This window comes from Limoniibacter endophyticus (assembly GCF_014652835.1).
Lineage (GTDB): Bacteria > Pseudomonadota > Alphaproteobacteria > Rhizobiales > Rhizobiaceae > Limoniibacter > Limoniibacter endophyticus.
The window spans coordinates 131,057-151,616 of record NZ_BMZO01000003.1; the positions used below are offsets into that span (position 1 = coordinate 131,057).

At 57.6% G+C, this 20,560-nt stretch carries 20 protein-coding genes and 1 pseudogene; 12 read left to right on the forward strand and 9 right to left on the reverse strand.

Annotation, left to right across the window (positions count from 1 at the left end):
- The first annotated feature begins 180 nt into the window (after positions 1-180).
- A complete protein-coding gene (gene trxA, locus IE151_RS05225) occupies positions 181-501 on the forward strand; it encodes a thioredoxin (RefSeq protein WP_189488626.1) in 321 nt (106 codons plus the stop codon).
- A gap of 65 nt (positions 502-566) precedes the next feature.
- Here trxA and IE151_RS05230 read toward each other — a convergent pair whose 3' ends face one another.
- The 9 genes and pseudogenes from IE151_RS05230 to IE151_RS05265 all read right to left on the reverse strand — a co-directional run bounded on the left by IE151_RS05230 (position 567) and on the right by IE151_RS05265 (position 8,288).
- Positions 567-1,889, reverse strand: coding sequence for a bifunctional folylpolyglutamate synthase/dihydrofolate synthase (locus tag IE151_RS05230; RefSeq protein WP_189488627.1), 1,323 nt, complete (start codon positions 1,887-1,889; stop codon positions 567-569).
- Positions 1,890-2,011: 122 nt separating this feature from the next.
- The gene (gene accD, locus IE151_RS05235; protein ID WP_189488628.1) at positions 2,012-2,935 is read right to left on the reverse strand and encodes an acetyl-CoA carboxylase, carboxyltransferase subunit beta; all 924 of its coding nucleotides are present in this window, start codon (positions 2,933-2,935) and stop codon (positions 2,012-2,014) included.
- 166 nt (positions 2,936-3,101) lie between these two features.
- Complete coding sequence (gene trpA, locus IE151_RS05240; RefSeq protein ID WP_189488629.1) at positions 3,102-3,947, reverse strand: tryptophan synthase subunit alpha; 846 nt, start codon at positions 3,945-3,947, stop codon at positions 3,102-3,104.
- Positions 3,944-4,414: a hypothetical protein gene (locus tag IE151_RS17875; protein WP_210310866.1), complete on the reverse strand. Its 471-nt coding sequence runs from the start codon at positions 4,412-4,414 to the stop codon at positions 3,944-3,946. Before IE151_RS17875 ends, trpA begins: the two co-directional genes overlap by 4 nt.
- A 3-nt stretch (positions 4,415-4,417) precedes the next feature.
- Positions 4,418-4,711, reverse strand: a pseudogene (cutA, locus tag IE151_RS17880) (divalent-cation tolerance protein CutA); the annotation flags it as partial.
- A 7-nt stretch (positions 4,712-4,718) separates the two neighbouring features.
- The gene (gene trpB / locus IE151_RS05250) at positions 4,719-5,939 is read right to left on the reverse strand and encodes a tryptophan synthase subunit beta (protein ID WP_189488631.1); all 1,221 of its coding nucleotides are present in this window, start codon (positions 5,937-5,939) and stop codon (positions 4,719-4,721) included.
- Positions 5,940-5,986: 47 nt separating this feature from the next.
- Complete coding sequence (locus IE151_RS05255; RefSeq protein WP_189488633.1) at positions 5,987-6,628, reverse strand: phosphoribosylanthranilate isomerase; 642 nt, start codon at positions 6,626-6,628, stop codon at positions 5,987-5,989.
- Positions 6,629-6,697: 69 nt separating this feature from the next.
- Positions 6,698-7,447 carry a M48 family metallopeptidase gene (locus tag IE151_RS05260; protein ID WP_189488635.1) on the reverse strand — a complete coding sequence of 250 codons (750 nt, stop codon included), beginning with the start codon at positions 7,445-7,447 and terminating at the stop codon, positions 6,698-6,700.
- 67 nt (positions 7,448-7,514) lie between these two features.
- On the reverse strand, positions 7,515-8,288 hold the full coding sequence (locus IE151_RS05265; RefSeq protein WP_189488637.1) for an alpha/beta hydrolase: 774 nt from the start codon (positions 8,286-8,288) through the stop codon (positions 7,515-7,517).
- Between the two features lie 191 nt (positions 8,289-8,479).
- Between IE151_RS05265 and infC the strand changes: the two genes are divergently transcribed.
- From infC to IE151_RS05320, 11 genes are all read left to right on the forward strand, one after another.
- The gene (gene infC, locus IE151_RS05270) at positions 8,480-9,016 is read left to right on the forward strand and encodes a translation initiation factor IF-3 (RefSeq protein ID WP_189489047.1); all 537 of its coding nucleotides are present in this window, start codon (positions 8,480-8,482) and stop codon (positions 9,014-9,016) included.
- A gap of 230 nt (positions 9,017-9,246) precedes the next feature.
- Positions 9,247-9,456, forward strand: a complete 210-nt coding sequence (rpmI, locus tag IE151_RS05275) for a 50S ribosomal protein L35 (RefSeq protein ID WP_189488639.1) — start codon at positions 9,247-9,249, stop codon at positions 9,454-9,456.
- Positions 9,457-9,485: 29 nt separating this feature from the next.
- Positions 9,486-9,887 carry a 50S ribosomal protein L20 gene (rplT, locus tag IE151_RS05280; protein ID WP_189488641.1) on the forward strand — a complete coding sequence of 134 codons (402 nt, stop codon included), beginning with the start codon at positions 9,486-9,488 and terminating at the stop codon, positions 9,885-9,887.
- 157 nt (positions 9,888-10,044) lie between these two features.
- Entirely contained in the window at positions 10,045-11,136 is a 1,092-nt protein-coding gene (gene pheS, locus IE151_RS05285; protein ID WP_189488643.1) for a phenylalanine--tRNA ligase subunit alpha, read from the forward strand.
- 101 nt (positions 11,137-11,237) lie between these two features.
- A complete protein-coding gene (gene pheT / locus IE151_RS05290) occupies positions 11,238-13,643 on the forward strand; it encodes a phenylalanine--tRNA ligase subunit beta (RefSeq protein WP_189488645.1) in 2,406 nt (801 codons plus the stop codon).
- A gap of 329 nt (positions 13,644-13,972) precedes the next feature.
- Complete coding sequence (gene dnaK, locus IE151_RS05295; RefSeq protein ID WP_189488654.1) at positions 13,973-15,898, forward strand: molecular chaperone DnaK; 1,926 nt, start codon at positions 13,973-13,975, stop codon at positions 15,896-15,898.
- A gap of 237 nt (positions 15,899-16,135) precedes the next feature.
- Positions 16,136-17,227, forward strand: coding sequence for an acyltransferase family protein (locus IE151_RS05300; protein ID WP_189488656.1), 1,092 nt, complete (start codon positions 16,136-16,138; stop codon positions 17,225-17,227).
- A gap of 158 nt (positions 17,228-17,385) precedes the next feature.
- Positions 17,386-18,534, forward strand: coding sequence for a molecular chaperone DnaJ (dnaJ, locus tag IE151_RS05305; RefSeq protein ID WP_189488658.1), 1,149 nt, complete (start codon positions 17,386-17,388; stop codon positions 18,532-18,534).
- 41 nt (positions 18,535-18,575) lie between these two features.
- Entirely contained in the window at positions 18,576-19,199 is a 624-nt protein-coding gene (locus tag IE151_RS05310; protein WP_189488660.1) for a class I SAM-dependent methyltransferase, read from the forward strand.
- 115 nt (positions 19,200-19,314) lie between these two features.
- Positions 19,315-19,920, forward strand: coding sequence for a phospholipid N-methyltransferase PmtA (gene pmtA / locus IE151_RS05315; RefSeq protein WP_189488663.1), 606 nt, complete (start codon positions 19,315-19,317; stop codon positions 19,918-19,920).
- Between the two features lie 50 nt (positions 19,921-19,970).
- The gene (locus tag IE151_RS05320) at positions 19,971-20,558 is read left to right on the forward strand and encodes an NADPH-dependent FMN reductase (RefSeq protein ID WP_189488665.1); all 588 of its coding nucleotides are present in this window, start codon (positions 19,971-19,973) and stop codon (positions 20,556-20,558) included.
- The last annotated feature ends 2 nt before the right edge of the window (positions 20,559-20,560 follow it).

Genomic DNA, 20,560 nt, shown 5'->3' on the forward strand with positions numbered 1-20,560 from the left:
GGTTCAAAACACGATTAAAATCATCCCTTTGAAGATAATTGGAACTGGAGGGACGACAAGCAAGCCATCTTGTCCACAGTGGCAGGCGCGTTACACTTGAACCGACGTTCGATATGCACCAGATGAAATGCAACGACCGGCGTCGATTCCGCGTCGGAAAATCAGGCAAAGGAGCCTCTCATGGCAACCGTGAAGGTCGATACGAATAATTTCCAGGCAGAAGTACTGAACTCCGACGTTCCCGTCGTCGTGGATTTCTGGGCCGAATGGTGCGGTCCCTGCAAGATGATCGCCCCTGCGCTCGAAGAAATTGCAGGTGAGGTTGCCGGGAAAGCCAAGATCGCCAAGCTCAATATTGATGAGAACCCGGAACTGGCAGCTCAGTTCGGCGTCCGTTCCATCCCGACCTTGGCGCTCTTCAAGGCAGGCGAAGTCGCCGATATCAAGGTCGGAGCGGCCCCCAAGGGCGCTCTTTCGAGCTGGGTGCAGGGCAACCTCTGATCCATATCGACGTGAAACTAAGAACGCCCGGACAAAGTGCCGGGCGTTCTTGGTTGCCAGAAGTTTCAGGTGGGGGGCGTGCCGTTCAGTTCCAGTGCCTCGCCCACGAGATAAAGCGATCCGCCGATGAGAATGCGAGGCGCGATCTCGTCCGGGTCCCAATTCTCCTTCAGAAGCTGCAAGGCATGTTCGATCGAGCTGATCGGTTCGGCGTTAAGTCCCGCTTGCATCGCTCGAGCCGCTAGTTCACCGACCGGCGCACCTGCATTCGAGCTGGTGATCGGCACGGTATAGACGCGCCGGGCCATGCCTTCGAAGGCGCGGAAATAACCGGTCTGGTCCTTCGTGTTCAGCATGCCGGAGATGAGGAAGAGCGGGCGCGGAAAACGTTCTTCCTGCTCCGCCAGAGCTTCGGCGACGACAATGCCCGCCCCGGGATTATGACCGCCGTCGAGCCAGATTTCCGCGCCGCTTGGCGCTAGCCTGGTGAGCTTGCCGCCCTCGATCTTCTGCATCCGACCTGGCCAGCGCACATTGAGCATTGCCTCTTCCGCCATGCGCGCCGAAACCGGGAAACCGGCTGCCTTGCACGCCGCGATTGCCGCCGCCGCGTTGGCAAGTTGATGACGACCGGGCAGCACGGGCAGGCTGATATCGAACAGGCCATGCTCGTCCTGATAGACCATGCGACCATTTTCTTCGAGCGCCACGAAATCCTGACCATAGACAGTGAGCGGGCATTGCAGGCGCAGCGCCGTATCACTGAGCACTTCCAGAGCTGTGTCGGACTCCTGTGCGCCGATCACGACGGGAAAGCCTCGCTTGATGATGCCGGCCTTTTCGGCGGCAATCAGCTCGACGCGGTCACCGAGATAAGTCTCATGGTCGAGCGAGATCGGCATGATCAGCGCGCAGGCAGGCTTCTCGATCAGATTCGTGGAATCATAGCGACCACCAAGGCCCACTTCGACGATGGCAACATCCGCCGGATGTTCTGAAAAAAGCACGAACATTACGGCCGTGAGAATTTCAAAGACCGTTATGGCTTCGCCATTATTGGCTTTCGCGACACGGGCTATGGTTTCAGCAAGAAGATCGTCATCAACAAGTTTCCCAGCGAGGCGATAGCGCTCGTGCCAGTTCACGAGATGCGGCGACGTGTGCACATGCACAGTAAGCCCCCGCGCTTCCAGAAGCGCACGACAGAAGGCGGTTGCGGAGCCTTTGCCATTCGTGCCGGCAATGTGAATGACGGGCGGAAGACGGCGATGTGGATTGCCGAGGCGTTCCATCAGGCGGCGAATGCGATCCAGAGAAAGATCGAAGCCCTTCGGGTGCAGGCTCTCCAACCGCTCAATTTCCAATGCCGCCGCGCTTTTCAGGTTCATTTCACTTCTCCGTGCATGACGCACTGCCACAAGCCATGAATCATAGAACCCCTTTTTCAAACCGGCAAAAGGAAAGGGATACGCAGCGTTGCGTATCCCTTCGCTATCAACCGAATAGTCGATCAGGCGTGCTTGTCGGTTTCCGCCGGGGCTGGCGGCGGCAGGATTTCCTGCTTGGCTGGCGCGATTTCCGTTGCCGGCACCTTCATCAGCAGCTTCACAAGCCGCGCCACGGTGCTGCGCATTTCAAGGCGCGACACGACCATGTCCACCATGCCATGCTCCATCAGATATTCGGCACGCTGGAAGCCTTCGGGCAGCTTTTCGCGAATGGTCTGCTCGATGACGCGTGGTCCGGCAAAGCCGATCAACGCACCCGGTTCGGCAATATGGACATCGCCCAGCATTGCGTAGGACGCGGTGACGCCGCCGGTGGTCGGATTGGTCAGGACAACGATGTAGGGCAGCCCCGACTCCTTGAGACGATCGACTGCAACGGTAGTGCGGGCGAGCTGCATCAGCGAAAGTATGCCCTCCTGCATGCGAGCACCGCCCGAGGCGGCGAAGAGAACGAGCGGCGCGCGCTCGGCCACGGCCTTTTCGAAGGCAGTGATGATCGCATCGCCTGCCGCCATGCCGAGCGAACCGCCCATGAAGCGGAAGTCCTGCACCGTCGCGACGACCTTGACACCTTCGAGCAGGCCGACGCCGTTGACTATGGCATCATCCATGCCGGTCTTGGCGCGTGCGTCCTTGATGCGGTCCGTGTAGCGCTTCTCATCACGGAATTTCAGCGGATCGGCTGCAACCTTCGGATTGGGCAGTGTATCGTAGCGTCCATCATCGAAGAAGTGCTTCAGGCGATCCTGCGCGCTGATCTTCATGTGATAGCCGGAAGAAGGGATGACGAACTGGTTTTCTTCCAGATCCTTGTGAAACACCATTTCACCGCTCTCGGGATCCTTGATCCAGAGGTTTTCCGGCACTTCGCGGCGTCCGAGCATCGAATTGATCTTCGGCCTGACGTAATTGGTGATCCAGTTCATCTTGTCTTCCTAAGCAGCAGTGGCGGCTCTTATCGGGTAAGCGCGCTTGCTTGTCCAGTGTTGGCGCGTCAGGGCAGGCATGCTCGCCTTGCACATAATGCTTTTTCCACTACGCACCGTGCGCTACGGACACACGAAAGAGCGCTGTCTTCTCAGCTAGTATGTGTCAGCCCTGTGTGGCGGATGCAAGGCGCGCCTGGCGCACGCCACCCGACAGGCCGCTCACCAGCGTTGCCACGGCCTCTGCCGGGTCAGCGGTCATCTTGCCATTCTTGTCGAGCACATTGGCGACTGCGTTGACAATCGCCGTGCCGACCACGACGCCATCGGCAGATGCGCCGATCACGCGGGCCTGCTCCGCCGTTTTGACGCCGAAACCGACGCAAACAGGGAGATCCGTATGGCTCTTGATACGCGCAACCGCTGCGCCAATCCTCGACGTGTCAGGCAGGGCAGAGCCGGTAATGCCCGTCATCGACACGTAATAGACGAAGCCGGACGTGTTCTGCAGAACCTTGGGCATGCGCTTATCATCGGTCGTGGGCGTCGCGAGACGAATGAAATTCATGCCTGCGTTCATCGCAGGAATACACAGTTCCTTGTCCATCTCGGAAGGCAGGTCGACGACGATCAGTCCGTCGATGCCTGCTTTTATCGCGTCCTCGAGGAAGCGCTCGACACCATAGACGAAGATCGGATTGTAATAGCCCATCAGGATGATCGGGGTTTCGTCATCCTGCTTGCGGAAATCAGAAGCCATTTGCATGGTTCTGGCCAGCGTCTGACCGCCTTTCAGAGCGCGCAGGCCGGCAGCCTGGATTGCCGGGCCGTCGGCCATGGGATCAGAAAAAGGCATTCCAAGCTCGATCACATCGCTGCCTGCCTTCGGCAATGCCTTCATGATCCTCAGCGAGGTCTCATAATCAGGGTCACCGCCCATGAAATAAGTGACGAGTGCCGGACGGCCTTCTTCTTTTAGCTTCGCCATGCGGCGGTCGATACGCGTGGTCATGCAGTTCCCTCGGGAAATTTATCGTCCAGATAGACCGATACAGGTCTACCTGCCATTGCGGTGCGCATCCAGGCGCGGCGTTCAAAATCGATCACAGACAACTCCCAGACACAAGCCATGAGGAGCGGGTCGGCAGGCGCAAAGGCACCACCTGACGCAAGGTCGGCGCGCCAGAGCTTCTGCGTCGCGATACCTCCTTCCAGCCACCAGTGCAACAGCAGCCACCAAGCTTCCTCACCATGATGCAGAACAGCAAAGCCGGCGTTCCGATGGTCGGTAGCGGCAATCATAGCGCCTTGGAGCCCGAGGAACGCCGCCGCAATGTTGACGGCATCCTCATCCACATGTGCATCCGACACGCTGATCGTCGAAAGTTTGATCGTCGCGGGGCCAGCCTGAACAAGGCGGGCAAAACGCGCCCGACGCGGACGATACTCGTCTTGTGGCGCGACCGTCTCTGCTTCGATCCATGCCCCATAGGCCGGGTCGATATGGCTTACTGGAAGCGCAAAGATCGCGGGTGTCTCGTAAGGATGCAACCCCCGCACGAGAGCTGCGACCTTCTCGAACAGGTTCGCCCGCGTCTTGAGCATCAATCTGATTTCAGCGTCACGTTCGATGGCCCCGTTCCAGCGATAGAGGCTTTTCATCTGTGCGCCAATATTGGCGCAGGCGACCAACTGCTGTGAAACGCAGGCCTCGGCGATCGCGATTGCCGTCGCCTCGTCGGGGCAAGTGACCTGGATGTCGACAAAATTACTCACCGAGACTTCATATCTCCATGTCCATCATCTGCGCGACGGTATGTACGTCCTTGTCGCCACGGCCTGACAGGTTGACGATGATCGTTTGTTCCTTGCCCATGGTTGGAGCGAGCTTGGCGGCATAGGCAATTGCATGCGCCGATTCCAGTGCCGGAATAATGCCCTCGGTTCGGGTGCAGAGCTGGAAGGCATCCAGCGCCTCGTCGTCAAGGATTGGCACGTAGGCCACGCGGCCCGTATCCCGCAGCCAGGAATGCTCAGGACCGACGCCCGGGTAATCGAGACCGGCCGAAATCGAGTGACCCTCGAGTATCTGGCCATCCTGATCCTGAAGGAGGTAGGTACGGTTACCGTGCAGAACCCCTGGTCTGCCAGCATTCATCGAGGCGCAGTGCTCGACGCCTTCGAGGCCGCGCCCGCCGGCTTCCACACCGTAAATCTTGACGCTGGAATCATCGAGGAAGGGATGGAACATGCCGATCGCGTTGGAGCCGCCGCCAACAGCAGCGATGATTGCATCCGGCAGCCGGCCCTCCCGCTCGATCATCTGTTCGCGGGCTTCCTTGCCGATCACCGATTGCAGATTGCGCACCAGTTCAGGATAGGGATGCGGGCCTGCTGCGGTTCCGATCAAGTAATAGGTGTCATCGACATTGGTAACCCAATCGCGCAGAGCCTCGTTCATGGCATCTTTCAGCGTGCCATTGCCGGATTTGACGGCGATGACCTCTGCACCGAGAAGCTTCATGCGAAAGACATTCGGCTTCTGCCGTTCGACGTCCGTCGCACCCATGTAGACCACGCAGGGCAGGCCGAAGCGGGCTGCAACGGTTGCAGTCGCCACGCCGTGCTGGCCGGCACCGGTTTCGGCAATGATGCGCGTCTTGCCCATTTTTCGAGCAAGAAGGATCTGACCAATGCAGTTGTTGATCTTGTGCGAACCTGTATGGTTCAGGTCCTCACGCTTAAAATAGATCTTTGCGCCGCCAAGATGTCTTGTTAGGCCTTCGGCAAAGTAGAGCTTGGAGGGCCGTCCGACATAGTGGGTGGAGAGGGATGAAAGCTCGGCCTGAAACTCTGGATCGGTCTTTGAAGCTTCATAGGCCGCCTGCAGCTCCAGGATCAGCGGCATCAGCGTCTCGGCAACGAAGCGACCGCCGAAATTTCCGAACATGCCATCTTCGTCAGGTCCGGTCCGGAGCGAATTGGGAAGCGTTGCCGTCGTCATTGTCATCTCACCCATTGTCGAGATGACAGGTCAGCCATCTCATATCCCTATATGCGGGCCTTACGCACCGCTTCAAAAAACGCCGCAATGCGGGTCTCGTCCTTCACGCCGGGCGCGCTTTCCACGCCCGATGAAACGTCTAGACCGGCAGGCGCGGTCTGAGCCAGCGCCGCTGCGACATTCTCCGCATTCAACCCACCGGAAAGCATGTAATCTATGCTCCCGTCAAGGCGCGCCAGCAATGTCCAGTCGAAGCTTACGCCATTGCCGCCGGGAAGTTCCGAACCTTTCGGCGCCCTGGCGTCAAAGAGGAGACGGTCGGCCACGCCGACATAAGCTAAGGCGGCATCCAGATCGGCAGCTTCGCGCACTGAGAAAGCCTTTATTACCGGCACGCCATAACGCTCTTTCACCGTCTGTACGCGCGCGACGCTTTCATGGCCGTGCAATTGCAGAATATCCGGCTTCAGCGTTGATACGATATCCTCCAGGAGGGCGTCGTCTGCATCGACGGTCACTGCAACGATCTTTGCCTTGCCGCGCGCTGCCTGGGCCAGCGTGGCAGCAACCTCGGGCTGCACATGGCGGGGGCTTTTGGGAAAAAAGATAAAACCAATGTGGCTTGCACCCTGATTGATCACGGCCGCTACGATCTCGGGCGTTTTCAGGCCGCAAATTTTGATATCCATGGGATTTGTCCTGATTTTGGCTTCATCTGCTATGAACGCGTTGCGGTGTCGAGTACCTAAATCGCTTAGTTAGTTGAAGCGAATGGCGTGCAGCGCGGTGCCGTTACGTTTGAGCCAATCCTTGCAGCGTCTGGTTTCGGGGCAGAGCTTTTCGCATAACGTCCAGAAATTCGGGCCGTGGTTCATCTCTATCAGATGCGCGACCTCATGCGCCACAAGATAGTCGATCACCGGTGCTGGTGCCATCATGATGCGCCAGGAAAAGGAGAGCGTACCGTCGGAGGTGCAGGAACCCCATCGGCTAGTCGTGTCCTTGAAGCGGATGGCCTTCGGCTTGCGCCCAACTGTCGCGGCATGTTTAGCCACCAGGCGCCCTATATCCTCACGGGCCTGCTTTTTGAGAAAGTCCGCGATCCTCCTCGGAAGATGTTCGGCTGCACCATAGACGAGGAGTAGTGGTCCGCGCTCATCTTCGCTGAGGCTTGCCGTTCCGCGCGTTCCCGGTACGTGCACGATGAGATGTGACTTGCCGCGCACGGGAATACGGATGCCATGCCGCACAACGGGGTTCTCGGGCAGGGCGGAAAGCTTGGTGACGATCCAGTTTTCGTGCCGATCGAGGAAGCCTTCAATGTCGGTATTGCGCAACCCTTTGGGAATGGTCACGCGCAAGCCCTTGCCCCCGGTCTCGATGCGCAGAGTCAGCCGCTTTGCGCGTTCGTTTTCCACCACGCGCAGTGGTACGACCTTCCCCGCCACGACATGCGATGTGGCGCGGGTTTCAACCGTTCGTTTGCGTCGAAAAAGACCGAAGCCCATTACAGTCCAGAATCAGCTTTCATGATGATGCCAAAGATAGGCGTGGCGCAGGAGTTTGCAATGCTCGTCAAAGATCAGCGATCATGCCTTCGATAGTACGAACCAGCAACGCCAGATCCTGCTCACGCGATAGCCGATGATCTCCGTCCTTCACAGTCGTCATTGTCACATCGTCGGAAGGCAGGCATTGCGCCAGCTTCAATGCATGAGCGTAAGGTACATCCTCGTCCTGCAATCCCTGCAGGATATGGACGTGGCAATGTGTATCGATCATCTTGCCGAGCGTGCGATTGTTGGGTCCATCCTCGATCAGGGCTTTCGTGTAGATGGCGCTCATGCCGGGATAGCGGGATGGCACTTCGAAGTAGCCCTGGATTTCCAGTGCCTCGCGATCTTCAGCGCGCATTTGTGGAACGACAAGCTCCATGACGAAATCGGGCGCAGGCGCAATCAGGGCTATGCCCGCAACGCGTTGCTTTTCTCCGCGCTTGTGCAACTCCTCCAGCATACGCAGGGCAATCCAGGCTCCCATGGATGAGCCGATCAGGATTTGCGGCCCACTTGTTTTCTCGTCGAAGATGGCAAGGCTTTCCCTCACCCAGGCGGAGACTGTTCCGTGCATAAAATCGCCGCCGGATTCCCCATGACCGGAATAGTCGTGACGCAGAAACGCGTGACCTCTTCGCTCGGCAAACGCATCCAGAGCCTCCGCCTTCGTGCCCAACATGTCCGACCGATAACCGCCCAGCCAGACCAGTCCCGGCTGCGTCTTCCCCTCGCGAAAGCGATAGGCGATCTGCTTGCCATCCACGTCCAGCGTCTTGAGATGGGTTGTCGTCATGTCTATCTTTCCTTCGAAACCACTGTTGCTTCTGTGTTGGATTAGCCGAAAAATCGCGCCTCTGTGCCGCAAAATTGGCAGCGGGGGCGTGATTTTCTCAAGCGTCCATGCTATTGAGCCTGCAAGACGTTGGGCCTATATGACCTTTAACGAGCAAACTGCTATCGTAAATTACTGAGGAGACTACGACCATTCGCAGACCTTTTAAGGCGACTGCCCCTGTCAAGGAAGGGCCACGCATCAATCGCCAAATTCGCGTTCCCTCCGTTCAGCTCATCAATGCTGAAGGAATCAACCAGGGCGAAACGCCAATCGAAGAAGCCATGCGGCTTGCTGAGGAAGCGGGACTGGATCTCGTGGAGATCGTTCCGAACCCGAAACTTCCCGTCTGTAAGATTTTGGACTACGGCAAGCTGAAGTTCCAGAACCAGAAAAAGGCCGCCGAAGCCCGCAAGAAGCAGAAGACCGTCGAGATCAAAGAGATCAAGATGCGTCCGAACATCGACACCCACGACTACGAGGTGAAGATGAAGGCTGTGCGACGCTTCTTCGAGGAAGGCGATAAGGTCAAGGTCACGCTGCGTTTCCGTGGCCGCGAAATGGCGCACCAGGAACTTGGAATGAAGCTCCTGCTTCAGGTCAAGGAAGAAACCGCGCCAATCGCCAAGGTCGAGGCCGAGCCCAAGCTCGAAGGCCGTCAAATGATGATGGTGCTGGCTCCGAGATAATTCTCGGTCGATTCTCAAAAGCCGCCGCGAAATCGCGGCGGCTTTGTCATTACCCGGGATCGGCTAAAAATTGCGCAGGGATAGTTGAACTTTCCCGCATGCGCAGCTATAAGGCCGCGTTCGCAACCGTCCGGCAGGGCATGCCGTGGCGGTTTGCTATGCTTTTCAGGCCTTGGTCTGCCTGAATGCAAAAGACAAGCGCGCTGTTGCGCTAGAAGAAGGATAGCAAAATGCCCAAGATGAAGACCAAGTCCGCTGCAAAGAAGCGGTTCAAGATCACCGGTTCCGGTAAGGTTCTGGCAGCAGCTGCTGGCAAGCGCCACGGCATGATCAAGCGTACGAACAAGTTCATTCGCGACGCCCGCGGCACCATGGTTCTCGCAGAGCCTGATGCAAAGAAGGTCGTCAAGAACTACCTGCCGAATGGCGGCGGGCTCTGAGTTCGGAACTGTTTTAAGGAGATCATGACATGGCACGTGTAAAAAGAGGCGTTACCGCCCACGCCAAGCACAAGAAGGTTCTGAGCGCAGCCAAAGGCTTCTACGGCCGCCGCAAGAACACCATCCGCATTGCAAAGCAGGCTGTCGAAAAGTCGCTGCAGTACGCCTATCGCGACCGCAAGGTCCGCAAGCGTAATTTCCGTGCGCTCTGGATTCAGCGCATCAACGCTGCTGCCCGCGAACACGGCCTGACCTATGGCCGTCTGATCGACGGACTGAACAAGGCTGGCATTGAAATCGACCGTAAGGTCCTGTCCGACCTGGCCATTCACGAACCGGCTGCGTTCGCTGCCCTTGTTGCTTCGGCCAAGAAGGCTCTTGAGTATCTCAAGGATACCACGCCGAACGCTTTTGAAAGCGCTGTCGCTTAATCGCCAGCGTCTTTCCTGAGCTTCACCGAAATTAGGAAACCCGCGCTGGGCGATAAGCCTTGCGCGGGTTTTCTTTTGGCCACGAAGGAAGTAAGTGCTTACTACCTTCTTGCTGTGACGCAGTATCAGACCCAATTTCAGACAAAACGGTGCCGACGTGAGCAATAGCGATCTTAAAACTCTCGAACAGTCCCTGCTGGCCGATATTGCCGCCGCAGGCGATGAACAGGCGCTTGAGGCCGTACGCCTTGCCGCGCTCGGCAAGAAGGGTGCGATCTCCGAGAGGCTCAAGTCGCTCGGGGGCATGAGTGCCGAAGAGCGCCAGGTGCAAGGACCGGTCATCAATGGCCTGAAAAACATCGTCACCGAGGCGCTCGCCGCCCGTAAAGCGGAATTACGCAGGATCGCCGTGGAAGCGCGTCTCAAGGAAGAGACCGTCGACGTCACGCTGCCGGTTCGTTCGTCTCCGGCGGAGCGCGGTCGCATCCATCCGATCAGCCAGGTTATCGACGAAATTACGGCAATCTTTGCGGATCTCGGCTTCTCTATTGCCGAAGGTCCGGACATCGAAACCGACTATTATAATTTCACGGCGTTGAATTTCCCGGTAGGGCACCCGGCACGAGAAATGCACGACACCTTCTTCTTTCCTCCGGATGAGAATGGCGAGCGCAAGCTTCTGCGCACCCATACTTCTCCTGTACAGATTCGTACGATGGAGAAGCAGAAGCCGCCGATCCGTATCGTCATTCCGGGCAAGACGTATCGCCAGGATTCGGACGCCACCCATTCGCCGATGTTCCACCAGGTCGAAGGGCTGGTAATCGATAAGACGGCTAATGTCGCCAACATGAAATGGGTGCTGGAGGAATTCTGCAAGGCCTTCTTCGAAGTACCGTCGCTCAAGATGCGCTTTCGCCCGAGCTTTTTCCCATTTACCGAGCCGAGCATGGAGGTCGATATCCAGTGCGATCGGTCCAGGCCAGGTGAAGTGCGCTTCGGCGAGGGTAGCGACTGGATGGAGATCCTCGGTTGCGGCATGGTGCATCCGAATGTTCTGCGCGCGGGTGGGCTCGACCCCGACGAATATCAGGGCTTTGCCTGGGGCATGGGCATTGATCGCATCGCCACACTGAAATACGGCATGCCGGATTTGCGCGACTATTTCAACGCCGACGTTCGCTGGATCCAGCATTATGGCTTCCGTCCGCTCGATCTGCCGACGCTGTTTGGCGGTCTGAGCAGCTGACAGACGCCGATGGTGCTGATCAATATGGCCCCCGGTACCACTTCCATTCCAGTTTCCACTGGCGGACGCAGCCTGCAAATCATGGCTGACAAGGAAAACCAATGAAATTCACACTCTCCTGGCTCAAGGATCATCTCCAAACAGAGGCTACGCTTGAGGAAATCGTAGACAAGCTGACAGCAATCGGCCTTGAGGTCGAAAGCGTTGACGATCGCGCCGCGTTCAAGCCCTTCGTCATAGCGAAGGTCCTCAGCGCGGAGCGTCATCCCGATGCAGACAAGCTTCAGGTGCTGCGTGTCGATACAGGCAAAGGTGATGCGATCCAGGTCGTTTGCGGCGCCCCCAACGCGCGTGCCGGCCTGATTGGTGCCTTTGCGCCTCCTGGCGCTTACGTGCCGGGTCTGGATGTCACCTTGTCCGTTGGCAAGATACGCGGCGTGGAAAGCCATGGCATGATGTGTTCGGAGCGTGAGCTTGAACTGTCGGACGAACATAACGGCATCATCGAATTGCCGGCGGACGCGCCGGTCGGTGCCGCTTTTGCCGACTATAAAGGACTCAACGATCCGGTCATCGAGATCGGCCTGACGCCAAATCGTCCCGACTGCACCAGCATTCGTGGCATTGCGCGCGACCTCGCGGCCGCTGGCCTTGGTACGTTAAAATCGCTCGAAGTCCCGGCAATTGCAGGCAAGGGCGCTTGTCCTGTCAAGGTGACCATCGAAGCGGATGACCTATGCCACGGTTTCGGGCTGCGTCTGGTGCGCGACGTCAAGAACATCGCTTCTCCCGAATGGATGCAGAAGCGCCTGATCGCCATCGGTCAACGTCCAATCAACGCGCTGGTCGATATCACCAACTACATGACTTTCGACCTCGGACGCCCGCTGCACGTATTCGACGCTGCGAAAGTATCCGGAAATCTCGTCATTCGCCGCGCACGGGAAGGCGAGGCGGTGCTGGCTCTCGACGGGCGCGAATACAATCTCGGCAGCGATATGTGCGTCATTGCAGATAATAAGGGCGTGGAATCGATCGCAGGCGTCATGGGCGGTGAAGACTCCGGTTGCGATGAGAATACCACTGATGTGTTGATCGAATCGGCACTTTGGGAACCGCTGAACATTGCCCGCACTGGTCGAACACTGGGTATCATTACGGATGCTCGCTATCGTTTCGAGCGGGGCGTGGATCCAGAGCAGATGGTGCCGGGTCTCGACATCGCCACGCGTCTTGTAACGGAAATTTGCGGCGGTACGCCGTCGGAAGCCGAAATTGTCGGGTACAAGCCCTATCGCGCCAAGACGGTCGACTTCTCGTTCTCGGAAGTGAAGCGTCTTACCGGTATAGAGGTTTCCAGCGATTCGGCTTGCGCTATTCTCGAGCGGCTCGGTTTTGTCGTCGAAGGCACGGGGGAAGCCGCATCAGTCAAGGTGCCCTCGTGGCGCCCGGACGTCGATGGCAAGGCGGATCTGGTCGAGGAAGTCATGCGCATCCACGGTGTCGACAATATCGCGCCGCAGCCCCTGCCTTCGCTCGGTTTCATCAACAGTCGCATCCTGACGACGGAACAGATACGCACGCGTCTTGCAAAGCGCACGCTTGCCGCACGCGGCATGCTGGAGGCAGTCACCTGGTCCTTCATCGCTGAAGATCAGGCCAGACTTTTCGGTGGCGGTGCGCCTGCGCTCAAGCTGTCGAACCCGATTGCTGCCGATATGTCGGACATGCGTCCCTCACTTCTGCCGGGCCTGCTTTTGGCCGCTCAACGCAACGCTCAGCGCGGTTTTGCCGATGTGGCGCTGTTCGAAGTCTCGGGCACCTATGAAAATGACACGCCGAAGGGGCAGCGCAAAGTGGCAGGCGGCGTACGTCGCGGCACTGCGCATCTGGATGCGTGGGGGCGTGACTGGTCCGGCAATGCAAAGCCAGTCGGCGTTTATGATGCCAAGGCCGACGCGCTTGCGGTATTGGAGGCCTGCGGCGCGCCAGTGGACAAGTTGCAGATCGAGGCAAATGCGCCAGTCTGGTATCATCCCGGTCGCTCTGGCGTCATCAAGCTCGGCCCGAAGAATGTGCTCGGAACCTTCGGCGAATTCCATCCCGATACGCTGGAGGCGCTCGACGTATCCGGCCCCGTTGCAGGCTTCGAAGTTTATCTCGACGCCATTCCGGAAGCCAAGGCGAAGGCGACGCGAACGAAGCCGCGTCTTGACCTGTCCAATTTCCAGGCCGTGCGTCGTGACTTTGCGTTCGTGGTGGACAAGGGCGTCGATTCTGGCGCGATACTCAAGGCAGCTGCTAATGCCGACAAGAAGCTGATCGCCGGCACCAACGTCTTCGACGTGTTCGAAAGCCCCTCGCTGGGCGAGGGGCGCAAGTCGGTGGCCATCGAGATCGTCATCCAGCCGCAGGATCGTACGCTGACGGACGAGGATTTCGAGCTACTGTCGAAGGCGGTCATTGAAAACGTGAAGAAACATACGGGTGCCGAGCTTCGCGCCTGAGGAATGATTATAAAGGCGGGAGGCGTTTGTTGCTTCCGGCCTTCGCCTCGATAGCGGAATGTGATGAAGATCGTATGGCCCGCCCTTGAAGAGCGTTGGCAAAGGACTCATCTCATGCGGCGGGGAAGTATGAGATGTGCTCGCGAAAGCGTGAAATAGCGCTGGGAACAGCCCATTCGATGCTTGCACCCCGGATTTCTGCTTCTTATATACGCGGCATAAATCGCCCTTGGCCTCCTCGGTTCAGGGCGTAATTCTTGGAAGAACAGGGACTGTCTCACGGAATGCCGGATGGGTCCTGACAGTCTGCTAAGCGGAGAGAATAGAACATGGCAAAAGTTATCGGTATCGACCTTGGAACGACCAACTCCTGCGTAGCCGTCATGGATGGCAAGGACGCGAAGGTCATCGAGAATTCGGAAGGCGCCCGTACCACGCCGTCCATCGTCGCATTCACGGATGATGGCGAGCGCCTCGTCGGTCAGCCTGCAAAGCGTCAGGCCGTCACCAATCCGCAGAACACCGTCTTCGCAGTAAAACGTCTTATCGGCCGCCGCTACGATGATCCGGTCACCGAAAAGGACAAGAAGCTTGTGCCTTACGGCATCGTCCGTGGTGACAATGGCGATGCATGGGTGGAAGCCGGCGGCAGGAAGCAGTCGCCCGCCCAGATCTCTGCCATGACGCTGCAGAAGATGAAAGAAACGGCAGAAGCCTATCTCGGTGAGAAGGTCGAGAAGGCCGTCATCACCGTTCCCGCCTATTTTAACGATGCCCAGCGTCAAGCAACCAAGGATGCCGGCAAGATCGCCGGTCTCGAAGTACTGCGCATCATCAACGAACCGACTGCCGCCGCACTTGCCTATGGCCTCGACAAGAAAGACGGCAAGACCATTGCCGTTTATGACCTTGGCGGTGGTACCTTCGATATCTCGGTTCTGGAAATCGGCGATGGCGTCTTCGAGGTGAAGTCCACCAACGGCGACACCTTCCTCGGCGGTGAAGATTTCGACATGCGCCTCGTCGAATATCTGGCAGCCGAGTTCAAGAAGGAACAGGGTATTGACCTGACCAACGACAAGCTGGCTCTGCAGCGTCTCAAGGAAGCTGCGGAAAAGGCCAAGATCGAGCTTTCCGCTTCGCAGCAGACGGAGATCAATCTGCCCTTCATCACGGCAGACGCCTCCGGTCCGAAGCACCTGACGCTGAAGCTGACCCGCGCGAAGTTCGAAAGCCTGGTCGACGATCTGGTCAAGCGTACCATCGAGCCTTGCAAGGCAGCGCTCAAGGATGCAGGCGTTTCTGCAGCCGAGATTGACGAAGTCGTTCTGGTCGGCGGCATGACCCGCATGCCGAAGATCCAGGAAGTCGTGAAGCAGTTCTTCGGGAAAGAGCCGCATAAGGGCGTCAATCCCGACGAGGTCGTTGCTATGGGCGCAGCCATTCAGGCTGGCGTTCTGCAGGGCGACGTCAAGGACGTTCTGTTGCTGGACGTAACCCCTCTGTCCCTCGGAATTGAAACGCTGGGTGGCGTCTTTACCCGTTTGATCGACCGTAACACGACGATTCCGACCAAGAAGAGCCAGACCTTCTCGACTGCCGAGGACAATCAGAGCGCTGTCACCATCCGCGTTTCGCAGGGTGAGCGCGAAATGGCTGCCGATAACAAGATGCTGGGCCAGTTCGACCTTGTTGGTATTCCGCCTGCACCGCGCGGCGTGCCACAGATCGAAGTCACCTTCGACATCGATGCCAACGGTATTGTCAACGTGTCGGCCAAGGACAAAGGTACCGGCAAGGAGCATCAGATACGTATCCAGGCATCGGGCGGTCTGTCCGACGAGGATATCGAGAAGATGATCAAGGACGCCGAAGCCAATGCCGAGGCTGACAAGAAGCGTCGCGCGGCTGTCGAAGCCAAGAACCAAGCCGAATCGCTTGTCCATTCTACGGAGAAGTCGCTGGCTGACTATGGCGACAAGGTTTCGGAAGCCGATCGCAACGAGATCACCGCTGCTGTTGCCGCGCTTAAAACCGCGATGGAAGGCGACGACGCAGACGAGATCAAGGCAAAGACTGAAGCGCTTGCCCAGTCCTCCATGAAGCTTGGTCAGGCCATGTATGAGGCTAGCCAGGCGGCCGAAGAAGCGGCTGCTGCCGCTGATGCCGAAGCCGCCGCGCGTAAGGAAGGTGACGACGTGGTCGATGCAGACTTCGAGGAAATCAACGACGACGACAAGAAGAAGTCGGCCTGATCTTTCTCAGACCAAGACCAAAGCCCGGCCATAGCGCCGGGCTTTGCATTTGCCGGCTGTTCAGGCGAGCATTTGAAATCCGATAATCATAGATTCGCGCGCTGTTTCGCATCGTATTTCGCTGCCTGAAATTCGTTGCGATTTAGGCTGGAACGGGCGCTAAGAGTTTTCTAAATCTTTCATGTAAGAAATTGCTAAGGATGGCATGAGCTGTCCCATTGCGAGGCAGCTTCAGGCATGATCCGGTACCGCTTTTTTGAGATATGGCGTTTCCTGGCGGCTTTGCTCATCATGCTTTATCATTTCAGCCACTTTGCGCCGCCTGAGACACAGTGGGTCAAGGACGATCTGGAGCGCCTGCGCCCGCTACTCGACCTGTTCTTCATCATTTCGGGGTTCCTGATATTCACGCGTTACGAGCGCGAGGTGAAAGACGTAGCGACTTATCTCACCTATCTCGGAAAGCGCCTGGCGCGGCTTTATCCGCTGCATCTCTTCACGCTTGCCTACTTCGTACTCGTCGGTCTTGCTGTGCAGGTGGGGTGGTCGAACACTGGTGGCAATCCTGACCTGTTCGACTGGTCCGCTCTTCCGACGCAGTTACTCCTGGTTCATGCCTGGGGGTTTGAGGACCGGTTGAGCTTCAACTTTGTCTCTTGGTCATTATCGGCTGAATGGTTCGCCTACCTTATGCTTCCGGTCATCCTCATTGCATATCGTCGCGCCGGGCTCGGAGGCTTGGGGCTCCTCGTCTTATTGTCTTTTGCGTTTCTCGAAGCGCTGGTCGCAAGTGGCGTCACGCCTTTCAGGCGCTGGATCGATATTGACAGCTGGGGCGCATATCGCGTTTTCGCGGATTTTGCGCTCGGAGCCTTTATCTCCGTGCTGGCAGCGCGGTCCAGATTACGGATAGTCAGCACTCTCTATCCGTGGATTGCCGTCATGGCGACCTGCGTCAGCATGCTCATTGGCATGACCGTCTATGTAAACATCGCGCTGATCGCGCTGGCAATTTTTTTAGCCGCGGTCACTGAAAAGAACAGGCCGGCGGTCTGCGCCTATCCCCTCTTCTTGCGGCCAGCCGCTATCGTCTCGTTTGGTGTGTACCTGTGGCATCCAGTCGTCGAGAGCCTCATGTTCTCGCTCATCTGGAGCCGCTATCTGGAGGGGCATTCGAGCGGGATTTTCTTCGGCTACGTGGCGGTTTCTATGCTGATTACCATTATCATTGCCATGCTGTCTTTCCGCTTTCTGGAGAACCCGGTTGCCGGCTATTTTCTTTCCAGACTGGGCGGCAGCCGCAAGAATGATCGGGTGCCACAGGGCTGAGCGCGGGGGCACTCCCCGAAAGCGCAACCGACACACTGGAAAAACGCGCCAAACTATGGCATTTGCGACCCCTAGCACCTAGATAGCGCGCAAGGGTGCGCGAGCGTTTTGCTCGCGCCTTTGTTCGTGCGCAGGCACTCATTTGGGAATCTCGATCGATGAAGGCAGATTTTTACGAAACGCTCGGCGTAGCAAAAAACGCCGACGACAAGGAGCTGAAGGTCGCGTTTCGTCGTCTCGCCATGCAGTATCATCCGGATAAAAATCCAGGCGATGCGACCGCGGAGCATAAGTTCAAGGAAATCAACGAAGCCTACGAAACATTGAAGGACCCGCAGAAGCGCGCGGCCTATGACCGTTTCGGCCATGCCGCTTTTGAAAATGGCGGTCGCGGTGGTTTCGGTGGCGGTGCCGGTTTTGGTGGCGGAGGCTTCTCCGATATATTCGAAGACATCTTCGGTGATATCATGGGCGGCGGCCGTCAGCGTCGTTCCCCGAATGGCCGCGAGCGCGGCGCAGATATGCGCTACAATATGGAAATCACGCTCGAGGAAGCCTACACCGGCAAGACAGCGCAGATACGCGTGCCGACCTCCATTGCCTGCGACGAATGTTCGGGATCGGGGGCAAAGCCCGGGACTGCGCCGGTGACCTGTTCCATGTGCCATGGTGCAGGCCGCGTACGTGCCAGCCAGGGCTTTTTCTCGGTCGAGCGGGCTTGCCCGCAATGTCATGGCCGCGGCCAGACGATCAAGGACCCTTGCCCGAAATGTGCCGGCCAGGGGCGCGTCACGCAGGAGCGCTCGCTGTCGGTCAACATCCCGGCGGGCATTGAAGACGGCACACGCATCCGTCTTGCTGGCGAAGGGGAGGCGGGATTACGCGGCGGACCATCCGGGGACCTCTACATTTTCCTGTCAGTCAAGCCGCACCAGTTCTTTCAGCGCGACGGCGCTGATCTCTATTGTCAGGTGCCGATTTCAATGACGACGGCAGCTCTCGGTGGGGATTTTGAGGTTACGACGCTGGATGGCACTCAGACCCGCGTAAGGGTGCCCGAAGGTACGCAGAATGATCGTCAATTCCGCCTCAAAGGCAAGGGCATGCCAATTCTGCGTCAAACGCAGCTTGGCGATCTGTATATTCAGGTTGAGATCGAAACCCCGCAAAATCTTTCGAAGCGCCAGCGTGAGCTGCTCGAAGAGTTCGAGAAGCTGTCGTCACAGGAAAATAGCCCCCAATCGACGGGCTTTTTCAAGAAGATGAAAGATTTCCTCGACTCTTTTAGTGAAAAATCGGGAACCTGAGAGGATTAACGGGACGCAACCATCCTCTCACGAGGATTTCGATGTCAGCTTCATCCAAACGAGGGTTCATTGCCCGGCTTGATCATGATTTGCAGTTCTTTCGCACCTGGTTGAGCCACCCGCGCCGCATTGGCGCGTTCGTGCCGACGGGGACGGCTCTCGCGCGAAGAATGGCAGCGATTGTTGATCCCGACGATCCCCTGCCTGTACTGGAGATCGGCCCGGGTACAGGCTCCATCACCCGCGCTATCCTTCAACGTGGCCTGGAGCCTGCCAGGCTGACCGCGATAGAGTTCGATCCGGGCTTCGCAGAACGCATGTCCAGGGATTTCCCCGACATAAGGCTCATCCAGGGCAGTGCCTTCGATCTGCACCAGCATCTGGGCGATCCAAGCGAAACGGCGCCCCTTTTCCAATGCGCTGTGTCAGCTCTACCTTTGCTAAACCATCCCGTCACTGAGCGTATCTCCTACATCGTAGAGCTTCTGAAATATATTCGGCCTGACGGTGCCATTATCCAGTTCAGCTACGGCCATCGGGCACCGGTTCCACGGAACGGCGGAAGCTACGAGCTCAAGTTTGGCGGGCATGTGTTGCGCAACGTTCCCCCTGCGAAACTTTGGATATACCGGCAGAAAGGGGGTAAAGGATCTGAAACCGGATAAATTCATTCAAATTGCTCTCAGGTCTTGATTTGTCCCTAGTTTGCTAGAATGCTGATTTGACTAAGCGTCATATGAATCGGCGCAGAAACAGGCACTCAATGGGAGAGGACGCCAGATGAGCGCAAGTCCGCAACGCAAGAAGAAATTCGGCTCCAGGTTCGATGAGGAGCTGCGCTTCTTCAAAGGGTGGATGGACGGCCCGAAAGCCGTCGGCGCTATCATTCCGACCAGCAGCATCACGGCGCGACGCATGGCTTCCGTCGTCAACCCCGCCTCAGGCCTTCCGGTTCTTGAGCTGGGACCGGGCACTGGCGTCATCACCAAAGCGATCCTGGAGCGCGGTGTGAAACCGGAGAAGCTCACAGCGATCGAATATTCGTCGGAGTTCTTCGCGCATCTCCAGCAGCATTATCCTGGCGTCAATCTGATCAATGGCGATGCCTTTGATCTCGACAAGACGCTTGGTGACGAAGGCAAGACACAGTTCGACAGTGTCATTTCCGCCGTCCCGCTTCTGAATTTTCCGGTGCCGGAGCGCGTCGCCTATATAGAGAAGCTTTTGGCCCGAATTCCATCCGGTCGCCCTGTCATCCAGATCACCTATGGTCCGAAATCTCCTGTGCCCTCTGGCAAGGGAGACTATACGGTCGAACATTTCGACTTCGTCTTGCGCAACATTCCGCCAGCGCAGCTGTGGATTTATCGTCGCGCCTCTGCTTGATTGAGTGCGGAGCCAGGCTCCGCATTAAAATCATTATGAGGAGAATCGACGTGTCGGTTCGTATTCTTGTTTTCGCGGGTTCCTTGCGCACCGGTGCCTATAGCGGCTTGACCGCGGATGCCGCACAGGCTGCGCTCGCAGCCGAAGGTGCGGAAGTAACGCGTATCTCTCTTGCCGACTACGTCTTGCCAATCATGGATCAGGACCTGGAAGCTGAGGAGGGGCTGCCAAGGGCTGCCATCGCGCTCGCGCGGCAGTTTGCAGGTCATGACGGTTTTCTGATTGCGTCGCCTGAATATAATGGCTCAATGCCGCCGCTTCTCAAGAATGCAATCGACTGGGTAAGCCGCGTCGAAGGCCATGATCCGAAGATAAAACCCTTCGATGACAAGGTGGCGGCGCTCTGCTCGTCCTCGCCGGGCAAGCTCGGTGGCATGCGCGGCCTTGTGCATTTGCGAGCCGTGCTCAACGCCTGCAATGTCGAAGTCATTGCGCGGCAATGTTCGATTTCTCGTGCATCGCAAGCTTTCGATGCGGATGGAACGTTACGGGAAGAAGCCGATCGCAAGGCAATCCGGCTTGTGGCCCGGCGTCTGGTGGACTATGCCGCCGCTATTGCTGGAAGAAGGGAGCCTTGAAA

Coding starts and splice junctions, on each gene's coding strand:
- trxA (WP_189488626.1), top strand. CDS start 181: ATGGCAACCGTGAAGGTCGATACGAATAATTTCCAGGCAGAAGTACTG.
- IE151_RS05230 (WP_189488627.1), bottom strand. CDS start 1,889: ATGAACCTGAAAAGCGCGGCGGCATTGGAAATTGAGCGGTTGGAGAGC.
- accD (WP_189488628.1), bottom strand. CDS start 2,935: ATGAACTGGATCACCAATTACGTCAGGCCGAAGATCAATTCGATGCTC.
- trpA (WP_189488629.1), bottom strand. CDS start 3,947: ATGACCACGCGTATCGACCGCCGCATGGCGAAGCTAAAAGAAGAAGGC.
- trpB (WP_189488631.1), bottom strand. CDS start 5,939: ATGACGACGGCAACGCTTCCCAATTCGCTCCGGACCGGACCTGACGAA.
- IE151_RS05255 (WP_189488633.1), bottom strand. CDS start 6,628: ATGGATATCAAAATTTGCGGCCTGAAAACGCCCGAGATCGTAGCGGCC.
- IE151_RS05260 (WP_189488635.1), bottom strand. CDS start 7,447: ATGGGCTTCGGTCTTTTTCGACGCAAACGAACGGTTGAAACCCGCGCC.
- IE151_RS05265 (WP_189488637.1), bottom strand. CDS start 8,288: ATGACGACAACCCATCTCAAGACGCTGGACGTGGATGGCAAGCAGATC.
- rpmI (WP_189488639.1), top strand. CDS start 9,247: ATGCCCAAGATGAAGACCAAGTCCGCTGCAAAGAAGCGGTTCAAGATC.
- rplT (WP_189488641.1), top strand. CDS start 9,486: ATGGCACGTGTAAAAAGAGGCGTTACCGCCCACGCCAAGCACAAGAAG.
- pheT (WP_189488645.1), top strand. CDS start 11,238: ATGAAATTCACACTCTCCTGGCTCAAGGATCATCTCCAAACAGAGGCT.
- dnaK (WP_189488654.1), top strand. CDS start 13,973: ATGGCAAAAGTTATCGGTATCGACCTTGGAACGACCAACTCCTGCGTA.
- IE151_RS05300 (WP_189488656.1), top strand. CDS start 16,136: ATGATCCGGTACCGCTTTTTTGAGATATGGCGTTTCCTGGCGGCTTTG.
- dnaJ (WP_189488658.1), top strand. CDS start 17,386: ATGAAGGCAGATTTTTACGAAACGCTCGGCGTAGCAAAAAACGCCGAC.
- IE151_RS05310 (WP_189488660.1), top strand. CDS start 18,576: ATGTCAGCTTCATCCAAACGAGGGTTCATTGCCCGGCTTGATCATGAT.
- pmtA (WP_189488663.1), top strand. CDS start 19,315: ATGAGCGCAAGTCCGCAACGCAAGAAGAAATTCGGCTCCAGGTTCGAT.